Source organism: Paenibacillus konkukensis, assembly GCF_023523925.1.
GTDB lineage: Bacteria > Bacillota > Bacilli > Paenibacillales > NBRC-103111 > Paenibacillus_S > Paenibacillus_S doosanensis.
Map to the genome: position 1 here is coordinate 97670 of NZ_CP027059.1, position 25870 is coordinate 123539.

At 54.4% G+C, this 25870-nt stretch carries 20 protein-coding genes; 16 read left to right on the plus strand and 4 right to left on the minus strand.

Going from position 1 to position 25870, the window contains the following annotated elements:
• The first annotated feature begins 8 nt into the window (after positions 1-8).
• From SK3146_RS00420 to SK3146_RS00435, 4 genes are all read left to right on the plus strand, one after another.
• Positions 9-2027 carry a carbohydrate-binding domain-containing protein gene (locus SK3146_RS00420; protein WP_249863200.1) on the plus strand — a complete coding sequence of 673 codons (2019 nt, stop codon included), beginning with the start codon at positions 9-11 and terminating at the stop codon, positions 2025-2027.
• A 50-nt stretch (positions 2028-2077) separates the two neighbouring features.
• Positions 2078-2572, plus strand: coding sequence for a PepSY-associated TM helix domain-containing protein (locus SK3146_RS00425; RefSeq protein WP_249863201.1), 495 nt, complete (start codon positions 2078-2080; stop codon positions 2570-2572).
• Between the two features lie 87 nt (positions 2573-2659).
• Positions 2660-2986 carry an antibiotic biosynthesis monooxygenase gene (locus tag SK3146_RS00430; RefSeq protein ID WP_249863202.1) on the plus strand — a complete coding sequence of 109 codons (327 nt, stop codon included), beginning with the start codon at positions 2660-2662 and terminating at the stop codon, positions 2984-2986.
• 103 nt (positions 2987-3089) lie between these two features.
• Positions 3090-4004 carry a phosphotransferase family protein gene (locus SK3146_RS00435; RefSeq protein WP_249863203.1) on the plus strand — a complete coding sequence of 305 codons (915 nt, stop codon included), beginning with the start codon at positions 3090-3092 and terminating at the stop codon, positions 4002-4004.
• 132 nt (positions 4005-4136) lie between these two features.
• Here SK3146_RS00435 and SK3146_RS00440 read toward each other — a convergent pair whose 3' ends face one another.
• Entirely contained in the window at positions 4137-5219 is a 1083-nt protein-coding gene (locus SK3146_RS00440) for a ParB/RepB/Spo0J family partition protein (RefSeq protein WP_249863204.1), read from the minus strand.
• 254 nt (positions 5220-5473) lie between these two features.
• On the opposite strand from SK3146_RS00440, the gene SK3146_RS00445 reads away from it, so the two are divergent.
• The 9 genes from SK3146_RS00445 to SK3146_RS00485 all read left to right on the plus strand — a co-directional run bounded on the left by SK3146_RS00445 (position 5474) and on the right by SK3146_RS00485 (position 17277).
• Entirely contained in the window at positions 5474-6271 is a 798-nt protein-coding gene (locus tag SK3146_RS00445) for a squalene/phytoene synthase family protein (RefSeq protein WP_249866131.1), read from the plus strand.
• A gap of 163 nt (positions 6272-6434) precedes the next feature.
• Positions 6435-7466 carry a response regulator gene (locus SK3146_RS00450; RefSeq protein ID WP_249863205.1) on the plus strand — a complete coding sequence of 344 codons (1032 nt, stop codon included), beginning with the start codon at positions 6435-6437 and terminating at the stop codon, positions 7464-7466.
• Positions 7463-9247, plus strand: coding sequence for a sensor histidine kinase (locus tag SK3146_RS00455; protein WP_249863206.1), 1785 nt, complete (start codon positions 7463-7465; stop codon positions 9245-9247). Before SK3146_RS00450 ends, SK3146_RS00455 begins: the two co-directional genes overlap by 4 nt.
• A 172-nt stretch (positions 9248-9419) precedes the next feature.
• On the plus strand, positions 9420-10775 hold the full coding sequence (locus tag SK3146_RS00460; protein ID WP_249866132.1) for an IS4 family transposase: 1356 nt from the start codon (positions 9420-9422) through the stop codon (positions 10773-10775).
• A gap of 81 nt (positions 10776-10856) precedes the next feature.
• Entirely contained in the window at positions 10857-12353 is a 1497-nt protein-coding gene (locus SK3146_RS00465) for an extracellular solute-binding protein (protein WP_249863207.1), read from the plus strand.
• A gap of 51 nt (positions 12354-12404) precedes the next feature.
• Positions 12405-13322 carry an ABC transporter permease gene (locus SK3146_RS00470; protein ID WP_249863208.1) on the plus strand — a complete coding sequence of 306 codons (918 nt, stop codon included), beginning with the start codon at positions 12405-12407 and terminating at the stop codon, positions 13320-13322.
• A 1-nt stretch (position 13323) separates the two neighbouring features.
• Entirely contained in the window at positions 13324-14193 is an 870-nt protein-coding gene (locus SK3146_RS00475; protein WP_249863209.1) for a carbohydrate ABC transporter permease, read from the plus strand.
• Positions 14194-14221: 28 nt separating this feature from the next.
• Positions 14222-15706, plus strand: a complete 1485-nt coding sequence (locus tag SK3146_RS00480; RefSeq protein ID WP_249863210.1) for a sulfatase — start codon at positions 14222-14224, stop codon at positions 15704-15706.
• A 26-nt stretch (positions 15707-15732) separates the two neighbouring features.
• Complete coding sequence (locus SK3146_RS00485; RefSeq protein ID WP_249863211.1) at positions 15733-17277, plus strand: sulfatase family protein; 1545 nt, start codon at positions 15733-15735, stop codon at positions 17275-17277.
• A gap of 109 nt (positions 17278-17386) precedes the next feature.
• Here SK3146_RS00485 and SK3146_RS00490 read toward each other — a convergent pair whose 3' ends face one another.
• Positions 17387-18388, minus strand: a complete 1002-nt coding sequence (locus tag SK3146_RS00490; RefSeq protein ID WP_249863212.1) for a hydroxyacid dehydrogenase — start codon at positions 18386-18388, stop codon at positions 17387-17389.
• A 368-nt stretch (positions 18389-18756) separates the two neighbouring features.
• Positions 18757-19068 (minus strand): hypothetical protein, encoded by a 312-nt coding sequence (locus tag SK3146_RS00495; RefSeq protein ID WP_249863213.1) that lies wholly within the window; start codon positions 19066-19068, stop codon positions 18757-18759.
• Positions 19069-19219: 151 nt separating this feature from the next.
• Between SK3146_RS00495 and SK3146_RS00500 the strand changes: the two genes are divergently transcribed.
• The gene (locus SK3146_RS00500; RefSeq protein WP_249863214.1) at positions 19220-20911 is read left to right on the plus strand and encodes a M3 family oligoendopeptidase; all 1692 of its coding nucleotides are present in this window, start codon (positions 19220-19222) and stop codon (positions 20909-20911) included.
• Positions 20912-20992: 81 nt separating this feature from the next.
• Here SK3146_RS00500 and SK3146_RS00505 read toward each other — a convergent pair whose 3' ends face one another.
• Positions 20993-21493, minus strand: coding sequence for a metal-dependent hydrolase (locus SK3146_RS00505; protein ID WP_249863215.1), 501 nt, complete (start codon positions 21491-21493; stop codon positions 20993-20995).
• A 495-nt stretch (positions 21494-21988) separates the two neighbouring features.
• Here SK3146_RS00505 and SK3146_RS00510 point away from each other — a divergent pair, with 495 nt between their 5' ends.
• Entirely contained in the window at positions 21989-23752 is a 1764-nt protein-coding gene (locus SK3146_RS00510; protein WP_249863216.1) for an ABC transporter ATP-binding protein, read from the plus strand.
• A 128-nt stretch (positions 23753-23880) separates the two neighbouring features.
• Positions 23881-25833: an ABC transporter ATP-binding protein gene (locus SK3146_RS00515; RefSeq protein ID WP_249866133.1), complete on the plus strand. Its 1953-nt coding sequence runs from the start codon at positions 23881-23883 to the stop codon at positions 25831-25833.
• Positions 25834-25870 lie beyond the last annotated feature (37 nt).

Consider the following 25870-nt stretch of genomic DNA (forward strand, 5'->3'; position numbering starts at 1 on the left):
GATTGCTTATGAAACGTTACAGTAAAACCAAAAGGATCGCCGCCGCATTGCTGGCTCTTATCCTTGTCGCAGGATGCAGCGCAAATACACCCGATATAGCCGCCACAACCGCCGCTTCGTCTTCCGCCTCCGCCGCGGTTCAGTCCGGCGGCTCCGCTTCGGCGGCCGCCGTACAGCTGGCGGATGCGAGCGCTTCGGAGTCGGCGGGCTTCGACGAAGACGACGCGCTGACAAGCTGGAGCGAGGACAGCTCGACCGCGATTGCGTTGAACGGCTCCGGCGCAAACGTAGAAGGGGCGGGAGCTAAGGCCGAAGGGAATGTCGTAACCATTACGGAGGCCGGCACTTATGTAGCGAAGGGCGCGCTCGACGGCCAGATTGTCGTTAATGCGCCGAAGGATGCGGTCGTGCACCTGGTGCTGAACGGAGCCCAGATTCATAACAATGACGGCCCGGCCGTTCATGTGAAAGCGGCGGATAAAACGATCGTCACATTGCCGGAAGGCACGGACAATACGTTAACGGACGGCGCGGTTTACGCGGATACGTCGGACGACGCGCCGACGGCGGCGCTGTATAGCAAAGGCGATCTGACAATCAACGGCGGCGGCAAGCTGTCCGTTCAAGGCAATGCCAACGACGGCATCACCAGCAAGGACGATTTGAAAATTATGGGCGGCACGATCAGCGTGAAAGCCGCGGACGACGGCCTGATCGGCCGCGATCTGTTCGCCGTACAAGACGGCTCGATCACGATTGAAGCGGGCGGTGACGGCGTAAAGACGACGAATGATACCGGTGAGGACAAAGGGAAAGTCGCCATTGCCGGAGGGACGTTGAACATTACTTCCGCGAACGACGGCATTCAGTCGGCGGCTTCCCTGATTATCGACGGTGGAATGTTCCATATCGTCTCAGGCGGCGGCAGCGCAGCCTCCATCAAGACGCATCAGGATCAAAACCAAGGTCCGCGAGGCTTCAACAGGCAAGCGGCGGAGCAGAGCCAGAGCGCGGCCGCGGCGCAGACGCAGCAGAACGATAGCGATTCCTCCAGCGCCAAAGCGTTAAAGGCTGCAGGCGATATGGCGATCTCGGGCGGAGAGTTCGAGATCGATGCGGCGGACGACGCCATTCACAGCAATGCCAATATCGCTATCCTCGGAGGGACGTACAGGCTGGCATCCGGAGACGATGGAATCCACGCCGACACCTCCATCTCCATCTCGGACGGGACGATCGATATCAGCAAGAGCTACGAGGGGATTGAAAGTATGAATATCGCGATTTCGGGAGGCACGATTCATCTTGTCGCCAGCGACGACGGCTTGAACGGCGGCGGCGGCAGCAGCGGCAGCGACGCGTCCAAAGGAGGGGCCGGCTCCGCGAACGGTATGCTGACGATCAGCGGCGGCTATGTGTATGTCGATGCGGAAGGCGACGGGCTCGACTCCAACGGCTCGATAGCGATGTCCGGCGGCACCGTCATTGTGAACGGCCCGACACGCGACGGCAACGGAGCATTGGATTACGACGGCACCTTCGATCTGTCGGGCGGCACACTCATCGCCGCCGGAAGCTCGGGCATGGCCCAAGCGCCGTCCGAGACTTCGCCGCAGCGCTCCTTCCTGATGACCTTCCCGAGTACTTTGGAAGGCGGCACACTGGTGACGATCACGGACGGATCGGGGGCGGAGGTCGCAGCATTCGCGCCGGCGAAAGCTTTCAGCAGCATCGTCGTATCCGGGGCGAATTTGAAAGCCGGAGAAGAGTATACTATCTCCACCGGCGGCGCGTCCTCCGGCACGGTGCAAGACGGCATGTACCAGGGAGGAACGGTTAGCGGAAGCGCCAAGGTCGTCACCTTCAAGCTGGGCGACACAGTTACTTATGTCAACGAATCGGGTGTTACTACCGCGAATACCGGCATGGGTCCCGGCGGAGGTCGAGGGCCGGGAGGCGCAGGCGGCCAAGGACGCCCGGCGGGAGGCGGCAGAGAGGCTGGACAGCCTGGACAGCCTGCCAAATGATTGGAATTCTTAAAATATAGAGCGCCTGCGCTCGCAAGGAGAAATGGGCTATGAGAAAATATCGCCAGCTTCATTTATGGATCGGATTGCTTACCTCTGTACTTATTTTGATCGAAGCCGTAACCGGCTTGCTTCTGTCGGAACCGGCGCTTATGGGGCAGGGACAATCGTCCCGCACGGAAATGAGAGTGCCTGCGCAAAACTCCGGCGCCGCGGCAGCATCCCTCCCAAGCGGCGTCTCCGCCGACGCTGCGGGTGCGGTTCAGGTTCAAGGAGGAGACAATATGAAAGGGGCCGCGTCCAGCGGCGGCGGACAGCAAGGGAAGCCCGCGGGCGGTTTCGGGCAGCAGGGAAATTCATTCGTCGGATTCATTCACGGTCTGCATGAAGGACGAGTCGGATCTGTCAATGTCAAATGGCTTGCCGACGTTACGGCCGTCGGATTAATTATATTAACCGTCACCGGCATTTCGCTGTCGCTTCAGACGTTAAGAGCGCAAAGAAGAAGCAGGATTAAAAGAGCGGCTGAAAGCCTCCATCGATAAAATGTCATATTGACCAAATACGATATATCGTTATAAAATAGCGATATATCGTATTATTTTTTTCATACACTAAGAGGAGGTCTTCCTATGTTAATTCAAACCAGAACGATCGTTGTGCAAAAAGGTAGCGCAGATTTGGTCGTTGAACGCTTTACCAAAGAAAGTCCGATGGATGCTATGGAGGGATTGATCGACAAAACCGTCATGGTCAACCGTAAAAAGCAGGACGAGACGGAAGAAGTCGTCGTAATGATTCGCTGGAGATCGGTAGAGGACTGGAAAAATTGGGAGAAGAGCGACGTTCATATTCAAGGGCACCGGCAAAACCACGGCAAACCGAAGCCGGAGTACGTGATCAGCACCACCGTGAATATGTACGAAGTGAAGGCGGTAAAAGAAGGCTCGGGCAAGTAAGTCTCCGCCCCTCTGCATACTTCGGCTGCCGTAACGGCTGCCGGCGGGCGTTACGCAAAATAACGCACTTGAAGGAATAATCCGTCATAAGGGAGGAAGAGCGATGCGCAAGGATAAGGATAGAGATATTGCGGCAGACCCGGTGCTCAGTAACGAGATCGTTCTCGGCTTGGTGCAGAAACACGTTCCGGAGGCCCGGGAAGTCAGACAGGTTGATGAAACGGGAAATCGAGCCCGCACTTATATGATCGATGAGGACATTGTGCTAAAAACGCAGCGCCCGTCCAAAATACGTCCTCAAACCAGCTTACATAAAGAGGTCTTCTTTCTTCTTCAGCTGCAGGCGGATGAACGGATACGGGTTCCCCGGGTACTGGGCTACGGAACGGAGGACGGCGTCGAATACACCGTTATGACGCGAATGCCGGGGGTCGCGGCGCGCTGGCTTGATCTCCAAGGCGAGGAACGGAGCCGGGTGATGCGCGATTTGGGACAAATGCTGCGGTATATTCATCAGCTGGACCAAGCACCGTTTAAAGAAAGCCCGTTCTTTCAGGGAAGTCTTCGCGAAACCGATATCAAGAGCTCGATTGAGCAGCAGCTCGCCGCCGCGGTGGAGCGTTTGGGGGACAGACCGCCCGGCTGGACGCTGACGATCACGGTGGAGCAAGCGGCCGGTCAAATTCTCGATTCTCTCCCGTCCCATGCGGAGACGGTTGCGCTTCACGCCAATCCGGGACCGTCGCATACGTTTGTTTATCCGGAAAGTAAAGCGTTCTCCGGATTGATCGATTTTGGCGACGCCTACATCAGCCATCCCGCATTTGATTTGGTATCGTGGGGTTCGAGCGAAGATCAACGGCATATTTTTGAAGGGTATACTTTGGAAGTGCCTGCAAGCGGCGAGTTCCGGGCCGTGTGGCGAGCTGCGGCAATGCTTCGCCTGCTGCGGTCGGCCGGTCGGAATGGAGCGGCGGCATTTCATGAAGACTTGACGCATTGGCTGAGCCAACGTTAAGGGGTTCATTCATCCGGCTTGGACAACAAAGGGGTTTCTGCAAGTCCTAAGAAGACTTGACAGATACCCCTTCTTCTCCGTGATAAAACCCCGGCATCGAAGCTTTGCGGCGGAAGACGGCCGCTCTAAGCTTTACTCCTGCAGTCCGGCGGCGACCGGAGCGGAGGAGTAAAGCTCCTTGACTTGCCTCCATTCCTTGAGCTGCTTCTCCAGCGTGTCGATCAGCGTGTGCACATCGCCCAATAGCCGCTCCTGCGCCTCCGGAGGAAGCTGTGTCCAATCCGCAGGAAGCGGGGTGTTGGCCGGCAAGGCGGTCAGCAAGGACCGCAGCTTGCTTTCGAGAGGAGACGGAGAAGCCGAAGCTATCTCGGACGATCTGATCGAAGCGGCGGTTGCAGTCGCTGCAGCCGCCGGGGGCGTTGCCGGCAGCTCGGAGTTCTGTGCCTCTTCCGTTTTCTCCTTCTTGGCCGCGGCAGCTTTCGGCTGAGACGGCTTGGTCCGCTCGGCTTTATTCTGCTCGAAGACCGACCACGTTTCGATCAGCTCCGGTCCCGATTTATACAGCAGCTTATCCTTCGTGCTGGAGGAGATGCTCTTGTCCTTGAAAAGGCGGGCGATTTTCTTGACGTCGCTGACGGGAAGCTCGTCGCGGGCGATAATTTTGGCGAGCGGATCGCGATGCTCCAGCGGCAAATCCTTGATCGGCAGCAGCTGCTCCTCGGTTAGAGCATCCTTGCGGATTTCCGTACCGCCTACGATCATTTTTTTCACGGCATTGCCGAATTTGAGCAGTTCGCATTTATTCTTGATATAAGACTCGGGTTTGCCGAGCTTGCTGGACAAATATTTGACAGAGCTACTGAATTTCGGGTCGTTCATCAGCTTGTGGAACGCCTCGGCTTCTTCAATCGGAGAGAAGCCTTCCCGCGTCAAATTTTCCGCAATTTGCTCCAAATAAATATCCAGCTCGTTGGTAACGGCGGATACGATACACGGGATGGAGGCGCGGCCCAGAGCTTTGCAGGCTTTGTAGCGGCGATTGCCGTAAATGATTTTGTACCGCCCGCCGTCGAGCGCCCTGACTTTTATCGGGGACAGCAGACCCAGCTCCTCGATGCTATTCATTAATTCCTGCAGCGATTCTTCGGCAAACTGATATCTGGGCTGTTCCTTATCTTCATCGATCAAATCCGTTGCAATATTAATAATTTCCATATGTATTCTCCTATCCTTGATTCTTGGCTCCACGCTTCCGGCGGAGGAAGTATAAGTTTATTATATAACACGATCGCATCGGTGGAAATGATTGCTTCCCGCAAGGGCCCGCAGCAGAAAATAAAAATGACCGTATATTTGCCTCCATAAAGAAGAAAAGCTATGATATAAAGAGGTCATAGTTGCTATCTTACGACATTTAACATTATCGGAGGTCATCGGTGAACAGGACGAAAGATTTAACGAAGGATTCCATGGATATGTTGGCATCAACTAGCAGAACGTTTTATATTCCGATCAGCCGCTTGGTTTCCGGTTTGAAGGAGGCCGTCGCTTCGGCTTATTTATGTATGCGGGCGATCGATGAAATAGAAGACCATCCGGAGCTGGCGTCCGATCTTAAGGTGAAGCTGCTGCTCGGCGTCGGCCGCATCCTGCGGGAGACTGAACGCGAAGCGCAATTGCAAGCGCTTTTTGCTCCGTACGGGGACACGCTGCCTGAGGTTACGCTGCGGTTGAACGATTGGGTTGCGATCTGCCCCAAATCGATTGCGGACACCGTTCTGCAAAGTACGGCCGTCATGTCCGAAGGCATGGCCGAATGGGTCGAGAAACGATGGGCGATCCGGACGGAAGAGGATTTGGACCGCTATACGTATTGCGTGGCGGGAGCGGTAGGGGAATTGCTTTCCGATCTGTGGATGTGGTACGACGGAACGCAAACCGATCGCGTCAAAGCCGTAGCGTTTGGCCGCGGGCTTCAAGCCGTCAATATTTTAAGCAATCGGATGGACGATTCCACAAGGGGAGTCAGCTTCTTCCCGGAGCATTGGGGCATGGAAGAGATGATTCAATATACGCGCAAAAATTTGCAGTTGGCCGACGAATATATCGCCGACCTGAAGCGCGGCCCCGTGCTGAACTTCTGCAGCATTCCGCTGGCGCTGGCGCACGGCACGCTGAAGGCGATCACCGCCGGCAAAAGCAAGCTGAACCGGGCGGCCGTTCTGGAAATCGTAAGCCGGGTGGTAACCGGCAAAATCACGCTGTAACGCTAAAGCGAAGCGCCCTTCCTGAAAAGACGTACCGATCCGGCAAGATGCCGATGACGGAAGTCTCGCGGGAGGGCGCTGTTTTGTCGTCTTCCGTTATGGAAGCCGAATGAAAAATCCGGTTCAAATCGGACGGACGATATGATAGACTTCACCTTATCGAATGATTAAATGGGGTGAATCCATGTACCATGTGCTGGTAGCGGAAGACGAAGTTTGGATTCGGAACGCGATTGTGGAGATGATCGAGCGTTTCGATCTCGGCTTTAAGGTGGTAGCTCAAGCGAGCGACGGTATGGAGGCTTGGAACTTGATTAACCAGTGTTGGCCTAACGTTGTCATTACGGACATCGTGATGCCGCAACTGGACGGGCTGTCGCTGCTGCAAAAATGCGACGAATATCATATATCCATGGTTCCGATCGTGATCAGCGGCTATGAAAATTTCAAATATGCCCAGCAAGCGATGCGATACGGCGCGACGGAATATTTACTGAAGCCGGTGCCGGCCGAGGACTTGAAACGGGCGTTGACGCGTTCCGTGGAACGGCTGCAGCAGTTTCATTCCAACCATGAGCCGCTGCATAAAATTCAGCATTTTATTGAAACGATGGAAATGATGAACCATCAGCAGCTGGTGAAGGATGCGGTGCAGCTCATCTTATATATCGGAAAAATGAAAGCGGATACAAGAGTGAAGTCGGGGCTGTACCGCATTTTTGCCAACAAATTGAACGATCAGCTCGACAGCGTCATCCGTAATTACCGGAAATTGCCGCTGGACAACGATAAGGACGCAGAGGCGATCCAAAGCTACTTTGTAAAGCTGCTGGAAGAGTGGTCGCGCCATCAGCACCGGGATGAGCAGAAAAACCGCGCGCTGCTGAAAAAAGTCAACGAATACGTGCAGAAAAATTATCATAAGGACATTACGCTATCGCAAATTGCCGACTATACCGATCTGAGTATTTCCAGATTTTGTGTGCTGTTTAAAATGAACAGCGGCGATTCCTTCATCAATTATGTAAATATGTTCCGCATCGAGAAGGCCAAGCATTTACTGCTGGATACGGATCTTAAAGTATACGAAGTCGCGGATATGGTCGGCTTCTCGTCGCTGCCGTATTTCAACCGCCTCTTCAAAAGCGTCGCGAATCAAACGCCGAACGAATACAGAAGGAGCTTAGGGCTATGAAGCTTCCACGGCTGCAGGTCAATTCCATCAAGCACAGAATGATTATTTTATTTTTGGCGCTAAGCTTATTGTCTATCGGATTAATTACCTTATTTTCCCATTATTACTACAGCAAGGCGGTCAAGGAAGATTTCAAGCTGATTACGACCGAAGCGACGAACCGGTTGAACCATCATATGGAGTTTTATTTTAAACAAATGAAAAATTCGACGAATACGCTGATCAACACCGCTTTGACTCAGCAATGGCTCAGGCAGGAATACGTCCCCGGGCCGGAGGACATCAATGAAATTGAAATGGAGATGAAGACGTACGTCTCCTTCAACTTCCCGGAAATCGTCAACATGTATTTGGTGTCCAACGACAAACGGGTTCTTCCTTTGTTTAACAATAAAAGCCGTAACCAGACGTATGCCAACGAGTCATGGTATTCGGCCGTGCCGTTGACCGCGGTCACCGTGCTGCCTACGCAGCGGCTGGACGGTACCGGGCCTCTCGTATTAAGCATGGTCATTCCCATCTACAGTACGATCAATCTAGAGATAATAGGCAACCTGGTCGTTCAGTTCTCGCTGTCGGAGATTGAAGCGACCTTCGCCAAGTCGAAGCTCGGCAAGACGGGCTTCTTCTTTATCCTCTCCGGCGATAACACGTTCGTCTATCATCCGAACAAAGAGTGGATCGGCAAGCGGATCACGGATACGCCCCTTAAGGAGCTGGATTGGGAGGGGGCCGCAGAGAAAAATATGTACGATGTGAACGGCACCGCGTATCTGGTCTCTTACGGCGTATCAAGCGATACGGGCTGGAAGATCGTTTCGATCGTGCCGTATGCGGAGATGGCCCACAGCCTGCAATCGGCCGTTCAATCGACGCTGATTACGTTCGTCGTCATCTCGCTTCTCATTATGATCGTCATTCCTCTGCTGCTGCGCCAATTTATTCATCCGATCAAGCAGCTCAAGTCGCTGATGGAGGCGGTGGCGATGGGGAACTTGAGCGTCAGAGCGCATAAAGTGTCGACCATTAACGAATTTCAAATCTTGAATTACAGCTTCAATAAAATGGTCAAGCAGCTGATCATCTTAATGGATGAAGTATCGTATTACAAGGTCAAGGAAGTGGAGCTGCAATTGAAGCAGAGCGAAGCGACGATACGCGCGCTGCAAAACCAGATTAATCCGCATTTGCTCTACAACACGCTGGATATTATTAAAAGCATCGCTTTTCTGGAGGACGTCCCTCTGATCGAGAAAATCACCCAAAATTTGGCCGACGTCTACCGCTATGCGTCGAAATGGTCTTACGACGAAGTAACGCTGGAGGAAGAACTAAGCTCGTTGACCAAATATTTGGACATCATTCATATCCGTTATCCGAAGAAATTCGAGAGCGGCGTCCGCGTCAACGAAAAGCTGCTGAGCTGCCCGATCATCAAGCTGAGCATTCAACCCGTCGTCGAAAATGCGGTCAAATACGCGGTCGAACCGAAGGGAGGCGAAGCGGCGATCATCGTAACGGCGTATAAGGAGCGGCAAGATTTAATTATCGAGATTGCCGACAACGGCCCCGGCATATCGGACGAGAAGCTGGCAAGTCTGGAAGAGCAATTCGCCAGCCAATCGTCGAATGAAGAAACGCTGATGAGCGGGACGATCGGCCTGGCCAACGTACATGCGCGCTTATCGCTGAAATACGGGCAAGGCTACGGCGTCTTCGTGCATAGTTTCCCCGGACGCGGCAGCGTCATCAGCATCCGCATTCCGTATCGCGGCCCGTAAAAAAATCCGATTATAAATAACTCAAGTTTCGCACCTTGAAAAACACGCTTAGATACTGCTGCTACTGAAAATCTTTTGAAAAATTAGCAAGCTTGACAGAAAAACACCCTTCATGTTTGGTAAAATGGAAATTGTCCAGATAACCATTCCAAACCGAAGGGTGCGTAACCTTATGTTACACCACAACTCCCAGTCTGAAAAGGGTGAAGAACGTTTTTCTGCCCTGTTTTCCACTTTGAAAGTAGGACACTTTCTCCGTCAAGCTGGCATTCGTAAATCGTTTGGCTTTCCGGCTTTTACTGTCTTCCAGCTTATCTTTACGTTAATTTTCCAGCAACGAAGTTGGTCCCGTTTACTCCAAAGCAACCGTTCTTCACTGCCGGGTAAAGATGTTGTCTATCGTTTTTTGAATCATCCCGGTTTTGCTTGGAGACGGTTCTTTCATAGCTTTAGCCTGAAAATCATTGAACACTTTGAATCCCTTACTTCCTCTTCACGAGTTCGTGCGTTCATCGTTGACGACTCCGTCCTGAAGCGGAATCGTTGTAAAAAGGCTGAACTGTTGGCACGGGTTCATGACCACACGACAGGTCGTTTCGTACGCGGGTACAACATGCTGACTCTCGGCTGGTCGGATGGTTTTAGTTTTGCTCCCATCGATTTTGTCATGCTCAGTTCAGCTAAAATAGCCAACCGTTTCTGCGAAATGAAGGAATCGTTGTCCAAACGTACGCAAGGCTACAAGCGGCGTCTTGAGGCGTTTTCTCGCAAGCCCGATGCGGTCGTAGCTATGCTGGACCGTGCGATTCAGGCTGGCTTTGCAGCCGATTTCGTCTTGATGGATAGCTGGTTCACCCAAGCTCCCTTGCTACGCAGCTTGATGGCTAAAGGCTTGCACGTCATTGGGATGATCAAAGACATGAAGCAGCGCTACCGATTAGACGACAAGCGAATGACTCTGAAAGAACTCTATGTGAAGCTTTCACGATCCTCCAAAACGGAGATCTTGGGATCGGTTCTTACCCGAACCGATTGTGGGTTGCCTATCAAGTTAGTTTTCGTCCAAAACCGGAATTGCCGTAGAGAATGGCTCGCTATTTTGAGCACAGATATCGAACTCGCAGATGCCGAAATTGTCCGTATTTATGGCATCCGCTGGAGCATTGAAACCTTCTTCAAGTTCACCAAATCTTATTTGAAGCTGGGAACCGAGTTCCAGGGTCGCTCTTTTGACATGTTGATCAGCCACACCACCCTTGTTTTCACTCGTTACCTGGTGATGGAATGGGAGCGACGCGAGCATCAGGATCAACGTTCTTTGGGCGGGTTGTTTTTTCTGTTTTCGGATGAAGTCCGTGATCTGGATTTGAAAGCCGCGTTACAACAAATCGTCAGCTTTTTCATTGAGCTTACTCAAACGAAGACCAAACAGGGGAAGTCGGCCATTTTAAGTCAAGTCCAGCAATGGATTTCAGGTTTACCCAGCTACATCAAGGCTTTAATGCCAAATTTGAGCTGCGAAACTTGAGTAAATAAAAAGATTGTGTAAGGAAAAAAAGTCCGGCTGGCTGTATTGTTAGTGGTGAAAGAAGACAAAGGGGGATTAGCCATGAAGACATGGACGCCATTATTGCTTGCCGGGGCGCTTGCGGCGGGAGCGGCCGGCTGCTCGCAAGGAAACAGCGCATCCGGCGATGCGCCGAGCGGAAGCAAAGAACCGCTGACGATCAATATGATGACGACGAGCTACGCCGGGGGCGGCTGGCCGGAAGATCATCCGATTATTAAGGAAATCGACAAGAAGCTGAATATTAATTTGAAGGTGCAGTGGGTTCCTTCAGACACCTACTCCCAGAAGCTGAACGTGATGGCGGCTTCCAACGATTTTCCCGACGTATTCTACGTTCCGGAGGCGGAGTTCAACAAGTGGCGGGATAAGGGCGTCTTTATGGACGTGAAGCCTGAGCTCGGCAACTATGCGAATTTGACGAAGTACATTCCGGCCGACGCGATGGCTAAGATGAATCCGAAAGACAAATATTACGGGTTTCCTTATTATGTAACCGATACGCGGGATACATTAGCGATTCGCAAAGACTGGCTCGATAAGCTGGGGCTGAAGATGCCGACGACGACGGATGAATTTTACGAGGTGGCCAAGGCGTTCGCAACGAAAGATCCGGACGGCAACGGCCAGGCGGATACGCCGGGATTCTCGTTCGGCATCGTCAATAACAAGTTCTCGCAAATCGAACCGATTATGGGCGCCTTCGGGCTGGGCAATGATTGGGCCGAGATCAACGGCCAACTGGTGCCGATGCAGGTGCAGACGGAGGAATTGAAGCAGTTCGCCGCTTTCATGCAAAAAGCTTACGCCGAAGGCGTCATGGACAAGGATTTTCCGGCCAATAAGCTGAAGGACAGCGTAGCCAAGCTGGAAGCGGGCAAAACGGGCATCGCGATGATCGTAACCAACGAATTTTTTAACGGGACGCTGCCGACGCTGAAGAAGCTGACCCCGAGCGCCGAGCTCGTGCAGCTGCTTCCTCCCAAAGGCCCGTCGGGAAAGCAGACGAGTCAGACGCTGCAGATGACCAATAAGATCGTCATCAACGCCAAAATCGACGCGGCCAAAAAGCAGCGTATTTTGCAAATGCTGGACTATATGCTGTCCGACGAGGGCTACGATCTGATCAAGAACGGGATCGAAGGCGTGCATTATACGAAGAGCGGCGACGGCAAGTTCCAGAAGCTGGAGGCGTTCGATAAAGACCGTCCGCAGCTGTTGTCCACTTGGTTTTTCCGCAGATTTGATCCGGGCATTCAAATTCGCAAGTGGGACGATCAGGAAGTCGCGCAAAAAATTAAAACGATTATCGACGCCAACGAGAAGTTCCGCTGGACCAATCCCGCCGAAGGGTTCTTTAGCGAAACGATGACCAAAAAAGGTGCGAATCTGCAGCAAAAGTGGATGGAAACGATGACCAAGGTCATTGTCGGCCAAGCTCCGCTTGCGGCGATCGACGATGCGGCGGCCGCCTGGAAGCGGGATGGCGGCGACGAGATTATTAAGGAAATCAACGCGCAATACCAGACGCTGAAATAACCGGTTGCGCGATGCTACAGGGCAGGCGGCGTGCCAAGCCCGCCGGCCCTTATGAACGAGGGAGTGATCGACATGCAGAAGGCCGTCAAACAGGGAATCCCTTTATATATTATGATTTTGCCCGACCTGCTCTATTTTCTTCTGTTTCGTTATGCGCCGATGGGGGGCATCATTCTGGCTTTTAAAGACTTTGATCCTTTCGAAGGCATATGGGCGAGCCCATGGGTTGGTTTCAAGCATTTCCAGGTTTTGTTTAGCGAGCCCGACTTTTGGCGGCTGCTTACCAATACGCTGATGTTAAGCGCTCTCAATTTATTTCTGTATTTTCCCGTGCCGATTGTTATTGCCGTGTTATTGAACGAAGCCCGGATCAAATGGTTTGCCAAAACCGTTCAGACGGTCGTCTACATCCCGCATTTCGTATCATGGGTAGTCGTCGTCGGCATTACGGTCGTGCTGTTCGCTTCGCAAGACGGCGGCGTCAACAAGCTGCTCGCCGAATACGGATGGTCCCGCATCGATCTGCTGACCGATCCGGGCTACTTCAGAGCTCTGTATGTGCTGCAAAGCATTTGGAAGGAGACGGGCTGGGGAACGATCATCTTCCTGGCGGCGCTGGCTTCGATAGACCCTACCTTATATGAAGCGGCCGTTATGGACGGGGCGGGAAGATGGAGACAGATGTGGCATATTACGCTGCCCGCGCTCAGGACGATTGCCGTGCTGCTGTTCATTCTCAGACTCGGACAGGTGATGGATTCCGGCTTCGAGCATATTTACTTGCTGCAAAATTCGCTGAACCTGGCCGTATCGGACGTATTCGACACGTATGTGTACCGCCAGGGCGTTCTTCAAGGGGAATACAGCTTCACTACGGCGATCGGGCTGTTCAAATCGATTGTCGGGTTAATCTTCGTACTTGCGGCCAACAAGCTGGCCAAACGATTCGGCGAGGAGGGCGTCTACTGACATGAATAAACTAGTGGCCGGAAAACGCGACATATTGTTCAATCTGCTCATCTACGGGCTGCTTGCCTTTTCGCTGCTCGTTGTCCTTTTACCGTTTCTTTACGTGCTGTTCAGCTCGTTTTCCACGAAGGCGGAATATTTATCGCGAGGATTTTATTTGTTCCCCCGGGAATGGACGTTCAACTCGTATGGGTATTTGACCAATAATAAAGGCTTCTTATCGTCCTATGCAAATACGCTGTACATTACGGCCGTCGGCACCGCGATCAATGTTTTCGTCACTTGCTTAATGGCCTACGGCTTGTCCAAAAGCTGGCTGAGAGGAAGAAGCTGGCTCAACTTTATGGTGCTGTTCACGATGATTTTTAACGGAGGGATGATTCCTACGTATCTCGTATTGAAGGAGCTTTCGCTGATCAACACCTACTGGGCGCTGTTTCTGAGCGGGGCGGTCGCTCCGTTCGTGCTCATCATCATGAGAAGCTTCTTCTCCACCATCCCGGCGGAGCTGGAAGAGTCGGCGCGCATCGACGGATGCAGCGAATGGCGGCTGTTATTCAGCATCGTCATCCCGCTGTCGCTTCCATCGATCGTCACGGTGACGCTGCTCTACGGGGTCGCCCATTGGAACGCTTATTTCCAGGCGATCTTATACTTGAACGATTCCGCCAAATGGCCGGTGCAGGTGTTTTTGCGCCAGCTGCTGCTGGAAACCGACTCTTCGATGGAGCTGAATATCGGCGACTACGAGTATGGACCTCCCGTCCGCATGGCCGCCGTGATCGCAACGGCGCTGCCGCTGCTGCTATGCTACCCGTTTCTGCAGAAATATTTTAACAAAGGCATGTTCGTCGGTTCGGTCAAAGGATAAAGCTTGGGGAGAAAGGGGCGCATTAGCGATGAAAGCGATCGTTATATTAATGGATACGTTAAACCGGCAATTGCTTGAGATGTATGACCCGGCGAGTTGGGTACGGACGCCGAACTTGTCGAGACTGGCGGAGAAATGCGCGGTCTTCGACCAGCATTGGTCCGGCTCTCTGCCGTGCATGCCGGCGCGTAGGGATATGTTCACAGGGCGGCTCGGGTTTCTGGAACGCGGCTGGGGCGGTCTGGAGCCGTTCGATGTGACGCTGCCGCAGGTACTGAAGCGCCATCGCATATTTTCCCATATAGTGACCGATCACTACCATTATTTTAAAACGGGCGGGGAAAATTACTGCCAAGCCTTCAGCAGCTGGGATTTGCACCGGGGGCAGGAGAGCGATCCCTGGGTTTCCCGGGTTCGCGATCCGGCATCCCTGCAAGAGCCGCACTATGGCAGAGTGGAGCCGCAATACGAGAAAAACCGCGCCGCCTTTCGGCGCGAGGAGGATTATCCGGGGCCGAGAACGATGAGCGCGGCATGTTGCTGGCTGGAAGATAATAAAGAGGCGGAGTCGTTCTTCCTGATGGTGGAAGCCTTCGATCCGCACGAGCCGTTCGATTGCCCGCAGCATTATTTGGCGATGTACGGCGACGACTATACGGGTCCAAGGATGGAGTGGCCCAAGTATTCCAGAGTAAGCGAGCCGCCGGAAGCGATAGAGCATCTGCGGAAGCGTTATGCGGCCAATCTGACGATGATCGATCATTGGCTCGGGAAACTGCTCGACACGATGGATCATAACGGCCTGTGGGACGATACGCTGCTGATTATGACGACGGATCACGGCTTTCTGTTAGGCGAACATGACTGGACGGGCAAAAATATCATGCATGTGTACAACGAAATCGCCCATCTGCCGCTGATGGTTCACGTGCCGGGAACGGCTGTCGCCGGCACGCGGATTTCGGCGATAACGCAAAACATCGATATAATGCCGACGATCCTCGATTATTTCGGCATCGATATTCCGCCGTCGACAAGAGGGAAGTCCTGGCTGCCGCTGCTTGACGGCACCGCGCAGAAGCTGCGCGATTGCGCACTCTACGGCATGTTCGGCATGACGGTGAATATAACGGACGGCGCCTACACCTATCTGCGCGCTCCCGTCCGCGAGGATAACGTCCCGTGCTATGCGTATACGGCCATGCCGACGACGTTCGGTTCGTTTCTCGGCGCTTCCGTCCCTGAGCAGATCGAGACCGGCAGATTTCTGTCTTACACGGCGTTTCCGGTTTACCGGATTCCCGTCAGCCAAGCGGGCGTTCCCTTCAAGATGGCGCAGCACGGGCAGCGCTCTCTGCTCTATTCTATGGAAGCCGATTACCGTCAAGCCGCGCCCGTCGAGGACGAAGGGCTGATCCGCTCGTATACGGAGCTGCTGATTCGCGCCATGGAGCTCGAACAAGCTCCCGAAGAGCAGTATGAGCGACTCGGATTGAAGCCGGGGAACCGGTAAAAAACGATGAATACGGAGGATGAACGATGAGAATGTTATTTCTGGATTTGGATTCCACCAGCCCCGACCATTTGGGATGTTACGGTTATCATCGCAATACGTCGCCTAACATTGACAAAATTGCGGCCGAGGGTATCCGCTTTACGAATTATTACACTTCCGACGCGCCCTGCGCCCCGTCGAGAACGGCGCTGATGACCGGACAGTTCGGCATCCGCAACGGCCTGGTCGGCCACGGCGGCACCGCCGGCGACATGAAGCTGGAAGGGGAGAAGCGCGAGCTGATGGGCAGGCTGACGCGAGGCGGCGCCCTGCCTTCGTATTTGAATTTGGCGGGCAATCTGAACACGGTGCTGATCAGCCCGTTCGCCCAGCGCCATTCGACCTTTCACTTCTATGCGGGCTTTAACGAAATTATCAATACCGGCAAATACGGCAATGAATCCGCCGAGCATGTAACGCCTGTGGCGCTGGACTGGATCGAGCGCAACGCGAAGAAGGACGACTGGTTCCTCTATATCAACTATTGGGACCCGCATACGCCTTACCGCGTGCCGATGGAGTACGGCAATCCGTTCGAGCACGACCCGCTGCCGGAATGGCTGACCGAAGAGGTGCTGGAAAGCCATAAGCAGATGGTCGGCTCGCACTGCGTGCATGAGCTAAATATCGATTTCGTCAATAAAACGTACGATAACCGGACGCATCCGAACTTCCCGCGCCATCCCGGCGACATTCGGGATATGGACGGGCTCCGGAGAATGATCGACGGCTACGACTGCGGAATCCGCTATATGGACGAGCATCTCGGACGATTGTTCGCCTCGTTGGAGCGGCAGGGCGTGATGGACGAGCTGATCATTATTATTTCGGCGGATCACGGCGAAAATATGGGGCAGCTCGGCATCTACGGCGAGCATGCGACCGCCGATCAAGGCACTTGCCGCCTGCCGATGATTATCCGCTGGCCGGGAATGAAGCAGGGCGTCGTCAACGACGATCTCCATCTGCATCTGGATTTGCTGCCGACGCTGGCCGAGATGATCGGCGGACCGTTGCTGCCGGACTGGGACGGCGTGAGCTATGCGCCGGTTCTCAAGGAAGGAGCGAGCTGCGGGCGCGATTACGCCGTCGTATCGCAATGCGCTCACGTCGCCCAGCGAAGCGTCCGCTTCGGCGACTGGTTGTATATCCGCACGTACCATGACGGGTTCCATTTGTTTGACGAGGAGATGCTCTATAACCTGGTCTCCGATCCCAAGGAGCGGCGTAACGTCGCCGCCGACAACCGCGCCGTCTGCATGGAGGCCGTCTATTATTTGAATCAATGGCATGACGAGATGATGCGCCGTTCCGGCGACGACCGCGACCCGCTCTGGACCGTCATGAAGGAGGGAGGCCCGTTCCATGCGAGGGGCTACCTGAAGGAATACGCCAAGCGGCTGAAAGACACAGGCAGAGGAGAAGCCGCCGATGAGCTGATCCGCCGCCATCCGCGCGAATTTCCGCAGCAAGCTCATCCGGCCGCCGTCATGCTTCAGCAGTGGCTGTCGAAGAACATGCAAGGATAAGCCGGCGTCTCGCATTTCGCCGCTTCTCGAAGAAGAAGGACGGAGCGATACGCACCGTGAATGAGAACAGGCCGCCTGCGGGCGGCCTGTCTGTCGTATCCGAGGCGGACTACGCCATCGTTTCCAGCATTTTCAGCGATACCTGGTACTGCAAAGCCTCCTCGTGCAGATAGCGGCGGAATTCATCGATGACATACTCGGCCATTCGCGCCGCCTCCACCGGATTGCTCCCGGCGATATGCGGCGTCAGAATGACGTTATCGAGCTGCAGCAGCTCGCTGTCCTCGGGGACCGGCTCGGGATAAGTCACATCGAGAACCGCCGTTCTCGTAGGTACGGCGCGCAGCGCTTCAATCAAGTCCCGCTCCACGAACTGTCGGCCCCGGCCGGTATTAATGAGAGTCGCGTAAGGAAGCATCCGGCTGAAATGCTCCTTGTTCACCAAGCCCACCGTTGCCGGGAGGTTGGCCAAATGGTTCGAAATGGTGTGGCATTGCGAGAAAAGCTCGATCAGACCGGCTTTCTTTACCTGCATTTGTTCGGCGGCCGCATCGGGCAAATAGGGGTCGAACACATAGATGTCCAGCTGATACGGCTTCAGCAGCTCAATGACCTTTTTGCCGATCATGCCGGCTCCGAGAATGCCGACCTTGGCGTTATAATTGCCGGGGAACGCCCTTGCGTGCCGTGCGGCCGCTTGGCGCCGCTCCTTGCACAGCAGCGCGCTCTGGTAGAAGCCTTTGTTCGCCAGCACAATCTGAGCTGCGGTGTATTCCGCCACCGGAACCGCGTTGGCCGCCCAGGCGCTCACCACGATGACGTCGTTGTACAAGAACGGCTTGGCGAAGTTCTGGACGCTGCCTGCAGCATAAAAAAGCGCTCTCAAATTAGGGAGAAAGCGCTTAATTTCCTCTTCGGTCAGCGCAGGCATTCCCCAAGTGGAGAAGAGAATCTCGGCGGTCTGAAGGAAGGGGGCGTGCTGCTGCAGACGGTCTTTGTTCACAATTTCCGGATACACATCGGCAAGCGTTTCCAATTCCTGACGAAGTTGAGGCTGATACACATTGCGGATCCGCTCAGGATCTCCCAAAAATACGGCTCGTTTTTTCATATAACCCACCACCCCGGCGATTGTTAGGTTCACAGAGCATCGGTCTTAGCTGCCTTATTGCCTTCATTATACGATACTTTGCCGCCTGCGGGTGTAAAAAAGATGCGATCGGGGCAACGCTCCGTCTGCTATCCGGTATTTACAAGCTAAACGGCCCCCGCATTCGCTTTTCCCGGATCACCGATCCGTAACCGGCCGCCGCTTGCCTCCGACTTCATCTTGTTACGGGTTCACCGTTCAAGAAATCGGAGGCAGCAGCGATCGGAGGACGTTTCCCGTTTCCGTATGTGCAATCGTCTCATTTCGCTACGCGTTGCTTTTAAAGGAGCAGTAAATGCGGGCGTCCGGCGTTATGCGGCCAAACGGATTCAGGAGGAGCTCATTTCCTGCGAAGAATCGCTGCCTTCCTGCCCGCCCCCGGATTGAGGTTGGGATTGGCTGGCCGATTGCTCGGCTTGCTTCACCAAATCCTGAGCCTCCTGAAGCTGCTGCTGGGCATCTTGCAGCTGATTGGCGGCAGCGGTCGTTTGAACCTGCTGAGCGATTTGCTTGGTTTCCTCCGCCGTTTTTTGCGCTTCTTGAGCCGCTTGTTGAACTTGCTGCAGCAGATCCCCCTGATTACCGCCTTGATTGCCGCTTTGATTACCGTTTTGATTTCCGTTTTGGTTTTGTTGTGCCAAAGGTGAAACCTCCCTGGGTAATAAGTAAATTCCTTCCTCAGTATGCCCCAAACCAAATCGATTCATGAACTGAAAATGATTGGACTTCCTGCGCCCGTTTCCTGATATACTAATTACGAGGACTGAAATTTATAGGGAGAGAAGGCTGCCGATGAAGTTTCAAGATTATGTCTATGAACGCCCCGACATGGAGCAATTCCGTCGCGAGTTCACCTCGCTGCTGGACCGGTTTGCTTCCGCAGCTACGCTGGAGGAGCAGGACGCGGCGATGGAAGCGATCAATGCGGCCCGAACGAAGGTTTCTTCGATGCTCGCCATCGCCCGCATCCGTTACTCGATCAATACCGCGGATGCAGGCTACAAAGCGGAGCAGGATTATATCGACGAGCAATCGCCCGTCTATCAAGGGCTTATTACAGATTATTACAAGGCGCTGGCCGGATCGCCGTTCCGTAAGGAACTGGAAGACAAGTGGGGGAGGCAGCTATTCGCTGCGGCGGAGCTGTCCGTCAAAACCTTTTCGCCGGAAATCGTCGGCGATCTTAAGGAAGAAAACAAAAAAACAAGCGAATACATAAAGCTCGTAGCTTCTGCCAAAATCGAATTTGACGGGCAGGAGAGGACGTTATCCCAGCTCGCCCCCTATATGCAGTCGACCGACCGTCAGACCCGCAAGCGGGCGACGGATGCGCGTTACTCCTTTTTCGAAGCGAACGAGCATACGATCGACGCCATCTACGATCATCTCGTCCATCTGCGGACGCGCATCGCCCGCAAGCTCGGCTACCGCAGCTTCGTCGAGCTCGCTTACGACCGGATGGACCGGACCGATTACGGCCCGCGTCAAGTCGCCGAATTCCGCAAGCAGGTAATCGAGCATATCGTCCCGGCGGCCTCGGAGCTGAGCGAGCGGCGGCGCGTTCGTCTCGGTCTGGACTCGCTGAAATATTACGACGGTTTGTCGTATTTGACCGGCAATCCGAAGCCGAAGGGCGGGCCGGAATGGATCGTCGGCAAAGCGAAGACGATGTATACGGAGATGTCCCCCGAGACGGATGAATTTTTCCGTTTTATGCTGGATAACGGCCTGATGGATCTGGAGAGTAAGCCGGGCAAGCGCGTAGGCGGGTACTGCTCTTATATTTCTGCTTATAAAGCTCCGTTCATCTTCTCCAATTTCAACGGCACTTCGCATGATGTCGACGTACTGACCCACGAGGCGGGGCATGCGTTCCAAGCTTATATGAGCCGGGGGTTTGCGGTACCGGAATACATTCATCCGACGCTAGACGCCTGTGAAATTCATTCGATGAGCATGGAGTTTTTCGCTTGGCCCTGGATCGATTCCTTCTTCGAGGAAGATACGGATAAATATAAGTTTTCGCATCTTAGCGGAGCGATAACATTTATCCCGTACGGCGTGGCCGTCGACGAATTCCAGCACCGGATTTATGAAGAGCCCGATATGACTCCGTCCGAACGCAAGCAGGTATGGCGCGAGATCGAGCGCAAATATATACCGACCCGCATTTACGACGACATGCCGTTCCTGGAACGGGGCGGCTTCTGGCATCAGCAGCAGCATATTTTCAAAAGCCCGTTCTATTATATCGACTACACGCTTGCGCAGATTTGCGCGCTGCAGTATTGGAAGTACGCCCGGGACGACCGCGCGGCCGCATGGGCGAGCTATCTGAAGCTTTGCCGGGCCGGAGGCAGCGGATCGTTCACCGAGCTCGTGAAGCTCGCCGGTCTGCGTTCTCCGTTCGAGGACGGCTGCGTATCCGCCATTATCGGAGATATTCGCGGCTGGCTTAACGCCATCGACGATAAGAAGCTGTAGCCGTACGCTTCACACAAAAAAGCACCGCGTTCACAGGGGATGTCCCGGGAATGCGGTGCTTGTCTTGCCGCTTTTATGCAATCATCCGGCGGCCATCGCATAGCGAACGAGCAGCCAAACGCCTATACATACAAGCGCGATGTGAAAGGCGTCTTCGGCCTTGGAGCCCGTATCGATTGCGAGAAATTTGGGCAGCAGCCGGAATTTCCGGCGGATCGGCCACAGCAGCGCGACACCCTGCTCATTGAGCAGGTCGATCAGCGGATGCGAAGCGTAAGCCCATACAAACGTCCAGCCGTATAACGGGGGAAGCGGACTTAACGCGGCCGCGATCAGTGCGGTGAATAGGATGGAATGCGTCATCGTGCGATGATGAATGCGCAGCAGCTTCAGCAAAGCCGATAGCGGAAAAAACAATTTGGCCATCACCGAGCCCGGCTTGTCGATATCCGCAAGCGGCCCGGCAAAACAGCCGAGCAGAACGGCTCCGGCCGTCTCCCAGGACCAAATGGGTACCTGAAAATGCTGCAGCACGAGCTCTGCCGCCACGACTCCCGCCAATCCATGCGTTCGTTGAAGCATAATCCTCTAACCTCCGATTGCTCTAAGTTGCCTTCACCCAAAAACGTACATACGTTCGCATTCGGGCGATTTAATCAGATTACCATAAATCCGGGATCGCTGCATCGTTCCAAAGGCTTAAGTTTTATAGGCGGAAGGGAAATTTGATTATAATCAAATAATCGACTGTAATTCATTGACAGCGCGGGCGGAGGCGTGCTAACGTTCTGATGTACCCCAATCGTCCGACCGGACCGGAAAGGAGAGCAAACGTATGCTTACTATGGAATTCGTTCAAGCGCCGCAGCTTGCCATACGTTTTTCAAAAGTTTGTCATTGCTCCTGCATCCGGATAACGGATTGGAGAGCGCGTTAGGCGCTTCCAGGCTGCCGTATATCGTGGCGCAGGACACTTGCCCCCAAGTGGCGTGCGCTTATAGTGACCCTATAGAAGCACATCGCCCCCGGGCTGTGTGTTTTTTTATTTTATATAGCATAGAGAGGAGAGAGGGAAGCATGTTAACCGTTATGCGCAAGCTGAGCTGGTTTTTCCGAGAGGAGTGGAAGCGGTATTCGCTTGCCGTCGTTTTGCTTGTCGCGGCGGGCATTCTGGAAATATTTCCGCCGATGCTGGTAGGCCGCTCCATCGATGCGATCGCCTTGGGACACTTAACCTTCGGTTACGTGGCGAAAACGATTGCCGCTCTGGCTGCGATTACCGTGACCGTCTATTTTATATCGTACTTATGGGGATACAGGCTGTTCGGAGGCGCTTTCGTCATGGAGCGCACGATGCGCAGCCGGCTGATGCGTCACTTTTTAAACATGACGCCTTCCTTTTATGAGAAAAATCGGACCGGAGATTTGATGGCGAGGGCAACGAACGATTTGCAGGCCGTGGCGCAAACCGCCGGCTTCGGCATATTGACGCTGCTCGATTCCACTTTGTGGATGGCGACGCTGCTCGTTACGATGATTTTCTTCGTGTCGTGGAAGCTGACGCTTGCGGCGATCGTGCCGCTGCCGGTAATGGCCGTGCTTGTCAGCTATTACGGTAATTGGATTCATAAGCGCTATATGGCCGCTCAGGACGCATTCGGCGATATGAACGAGGGAGTGCTGGAGACGATCTCCGGCATCCGGGTCATCCGCGCCTATACCCAGGAGCGATCCGCCGAGCGCCAATTCGCCGAGGTGACGCAGGATGTGCTGGATAAAAATCTGGCCGTCGTGCGCATCGATTCGCTGTTCGAGCCGACGATCAAAATTTTGGTCGGGTTAAGCTACATCATCGGCCTAAGCTACGGCGCTTATCTCGTATTTCATAATGAATTGACGATCGGCGGACTCGTTTCGTTCAACGTCTATCTCGGAATGATGATTTGGCCGATGTTTGCGATCGGAGAGTTAATTAACATCATGCAGCGGGGCAACGCCTCTCTGGACCGGGTCAACGAGACGCTGCAATACGCTCCGGACGTCCCTGAACCCGAGCAAGCCGCAGATCCCGCGCTGCCGGGGAGCATTGAATTCAGGAACTTGACGTTCCGTTACCCGTCTTCGGCGGTAGACAATCTGAAGGAAGTGACGTTCAGGCTCGAATCCGGCAAAACGCTGGGCATCGTCGGCCGGACCGGATCGGGGAAGTCGACGCTGATCAAGCAGCTGCTGCGCGAATATCCGGCAGGCCGGGGAGAGGTGACGCTGTCAGGCGCTCCCATCGAGGAGATTAATATGGACCGGCTAAAATCATGGCTCGGGTATGTGCCGCAGGAAGCGTTCCTGTTCTCCCAGACGATTCGCGACAATATCCGTTTCAGCAATGAACGCGCTTCGGACGAAGAATTGGAGCAAGCGGTGCGCTTATCCGCATTTCATAAAGATTTGACAATGCTGCCGGACGGCATGAATACGCTGGTCGGCGAAAAGGGGGTCGCCCTCTCGGGAGGCCAGAAGCAGCGAGTATCGATGGCGCGGGCGCTGATTGCCGATCCGCACATCCTGCTGCTTGACGATTCCATGTCCGCCGTCGATGCCCGCACGGAAGCCGAAATTATCGCCAACATTTATAAGGCGCGCGTCGGCAAAACTACCGTCATCGCCACTCACCGTCTGTCGGCCGTGCAGCATGCCGATCTGATTCTCGTGCTGGATGAAGGGGCCGTTGTGGAGCGGGGGACCCATGAAGAGCTGCTGCGCGCCGGAGGCTGGTACCGAGAGCAGTTCGTCCGCCAGCAGCTGGAGGCGCAGCGAACGGAAGGAGATGTGCAGAGCCTATGAGCGAATATGAAGAAGAATACGGCAATGAGCTCGGCCTCGATCAGGCTCCGGGGAGCAAAGAACGGATTATTAAGCGGCTGATCGGTTATGCGGCCCGGTTCAAGCGGCTGTTTCTGGTCGCGCTGCTAATGCTGGCGATAGCCGTATGCACGGATCTTGCCGGCCCGCTGATCGCCAAACGAATTATCGACGTCCATATTTCCGGCATCGAGAAGCCGTGGTACGAAACGAGCGATAGCGGGAGCTATTCCGTTCTCTACGATGGCAAGCGGTATAAAAGAGAAGATCACTGGGCTCCCGGAGAAACGCGGGGCGGCGAAGTCCGCGTGCTTCAGATCGACCGCGCCTATTATTTCATCGCATCGCCCGTCGCCTGGGACGGGGAACGCACCGTGAAGGACGGCAGCGTTATAATCGCCAAGGGCGGGCAAACGGCGTCCTACCCGAGCAAGCAGTTGAATCTGGAAGAGCTGTTCGGCTTCTATAAGCCGGAGCTGGACGGAATGCTTAAGCTGTGCCTGTATTATTTGGGGCTTGTCGCCGTGTCGGCCGTATTCACCTACGGACAGCATTACTATTTGCAGTCGACCGCCAACCGGATCATCCGCTTGATGCGGACGGACGTATTCGCTCAGCTGAACCGTTTGCCGATCCGCTATTTCGACAACTTGCCGGCCGGCAAGGTCGTATCCAGAGTCACGAACGATACGGAGACGATCCGCGATCTGTACGTCAACGTGCTGGCCAATTTTTTCACCGGGACGATTCACATGCTTGGCATTTTTATCGCTTTATTCGTGCTGGACGCCAGACTCGCAGCGATCTGCCTGTTCATTATTCCGGCATTGGCCGGATGGATCTATGTTTACGGACGGATCGCCAAAAAGTATAATCGGATGATCCGCAAAACGGTCAGCGATATTAACGGCATGATCAACGAATCGATTCAGGGCATGACGATCATCAAAGCATTCCGCAAAGAAAAGCGGGTGCAGGAGCAATTCGAAGTGCACAATACGCATTTGTTCGCTTACCAGAACAAGCTGCTGAGCCTGAACTCATGGACCGGGTACAATCTGGTCGGGGTGATCCGCAATACGGCTCTGGCCGCGCTGATCTGGTACTTCGGCGGAGCCTCCTTAAGCGGGGGAGAGGGCATGGTGACGCTCGGAGTACTGTACGCTTTCGTCGATTATCTCAACAGGCTGTTCCAGCCGATGGTGAATATCGTCAACCAGCTTCCTAATCTGGAGCGTGCGCTCGTATCCGCCGAGCGGGTATTCGCGCTGGTCGACCAGGAAGGCGAAGACGTGTCGGACCGGCGCATAGCGCGCTACAAGGGCGATGTCCGCTTCGAAGACGTCTTCTTCTCGTACAAGGACAACGAGCCGGTGCTCAAGGGAGTGTCGTTCGCCGCGCGTCAGGGGCAGACGGTAGCTCTCGTCGGCCATACCGGCTCCGGCAAGAGCTCGATTCTCAATCTGCTGTTCCGCTTCTATGATCCGGACCGCGGGCGCATTACGATCGACGGCACGGATACGCGGACATTGCCGCGGCAAACGATACGGCAGCATATGGGCATCGTTTTGCAGGACCCGTTCCTGTTTACCGGCACGATCGGCTCCAATGTTTCGTTAGGCGATCCTGCGATCAGCCGGGAGCGGATCGAGAAGGTGCTGGCCGACGTAGGCGCAGGCGCTATGCTCAAAGACTTGCCCCTCGGTATCGACGAACCGGTTATTGAGAAGGGCAGCACGCTGTCCGCAGGCCAGCGGCAATTAATCTCGTTCGCGCGGGCGTTGGCCTACGATCCGGCGATTCTCATTCTGGATGAGGCGACGTCGAATATCGATACGGAGACGGAAGCGGTCATTCAGCAGGCGCTCGATGTCGTGAAGCAGGGGAGGACGACGTTCGTGATCGCCCACCGCCTGTCGACGGTGAAGAACGCCGATCTGATTCTGGTGCTGGACCGCGGAGAAATCGTCGAGAGGGGCACCCACGAACAACTGATGAAGCTGGAGGGCAAGTACCGGCAAATGTACGAAATTCAGCTGGGCAAGGTTGCCGCTGGCCAATAGAAAGACGAGGCGGGGTGTAAGCCCGCTTCGGGAGGGG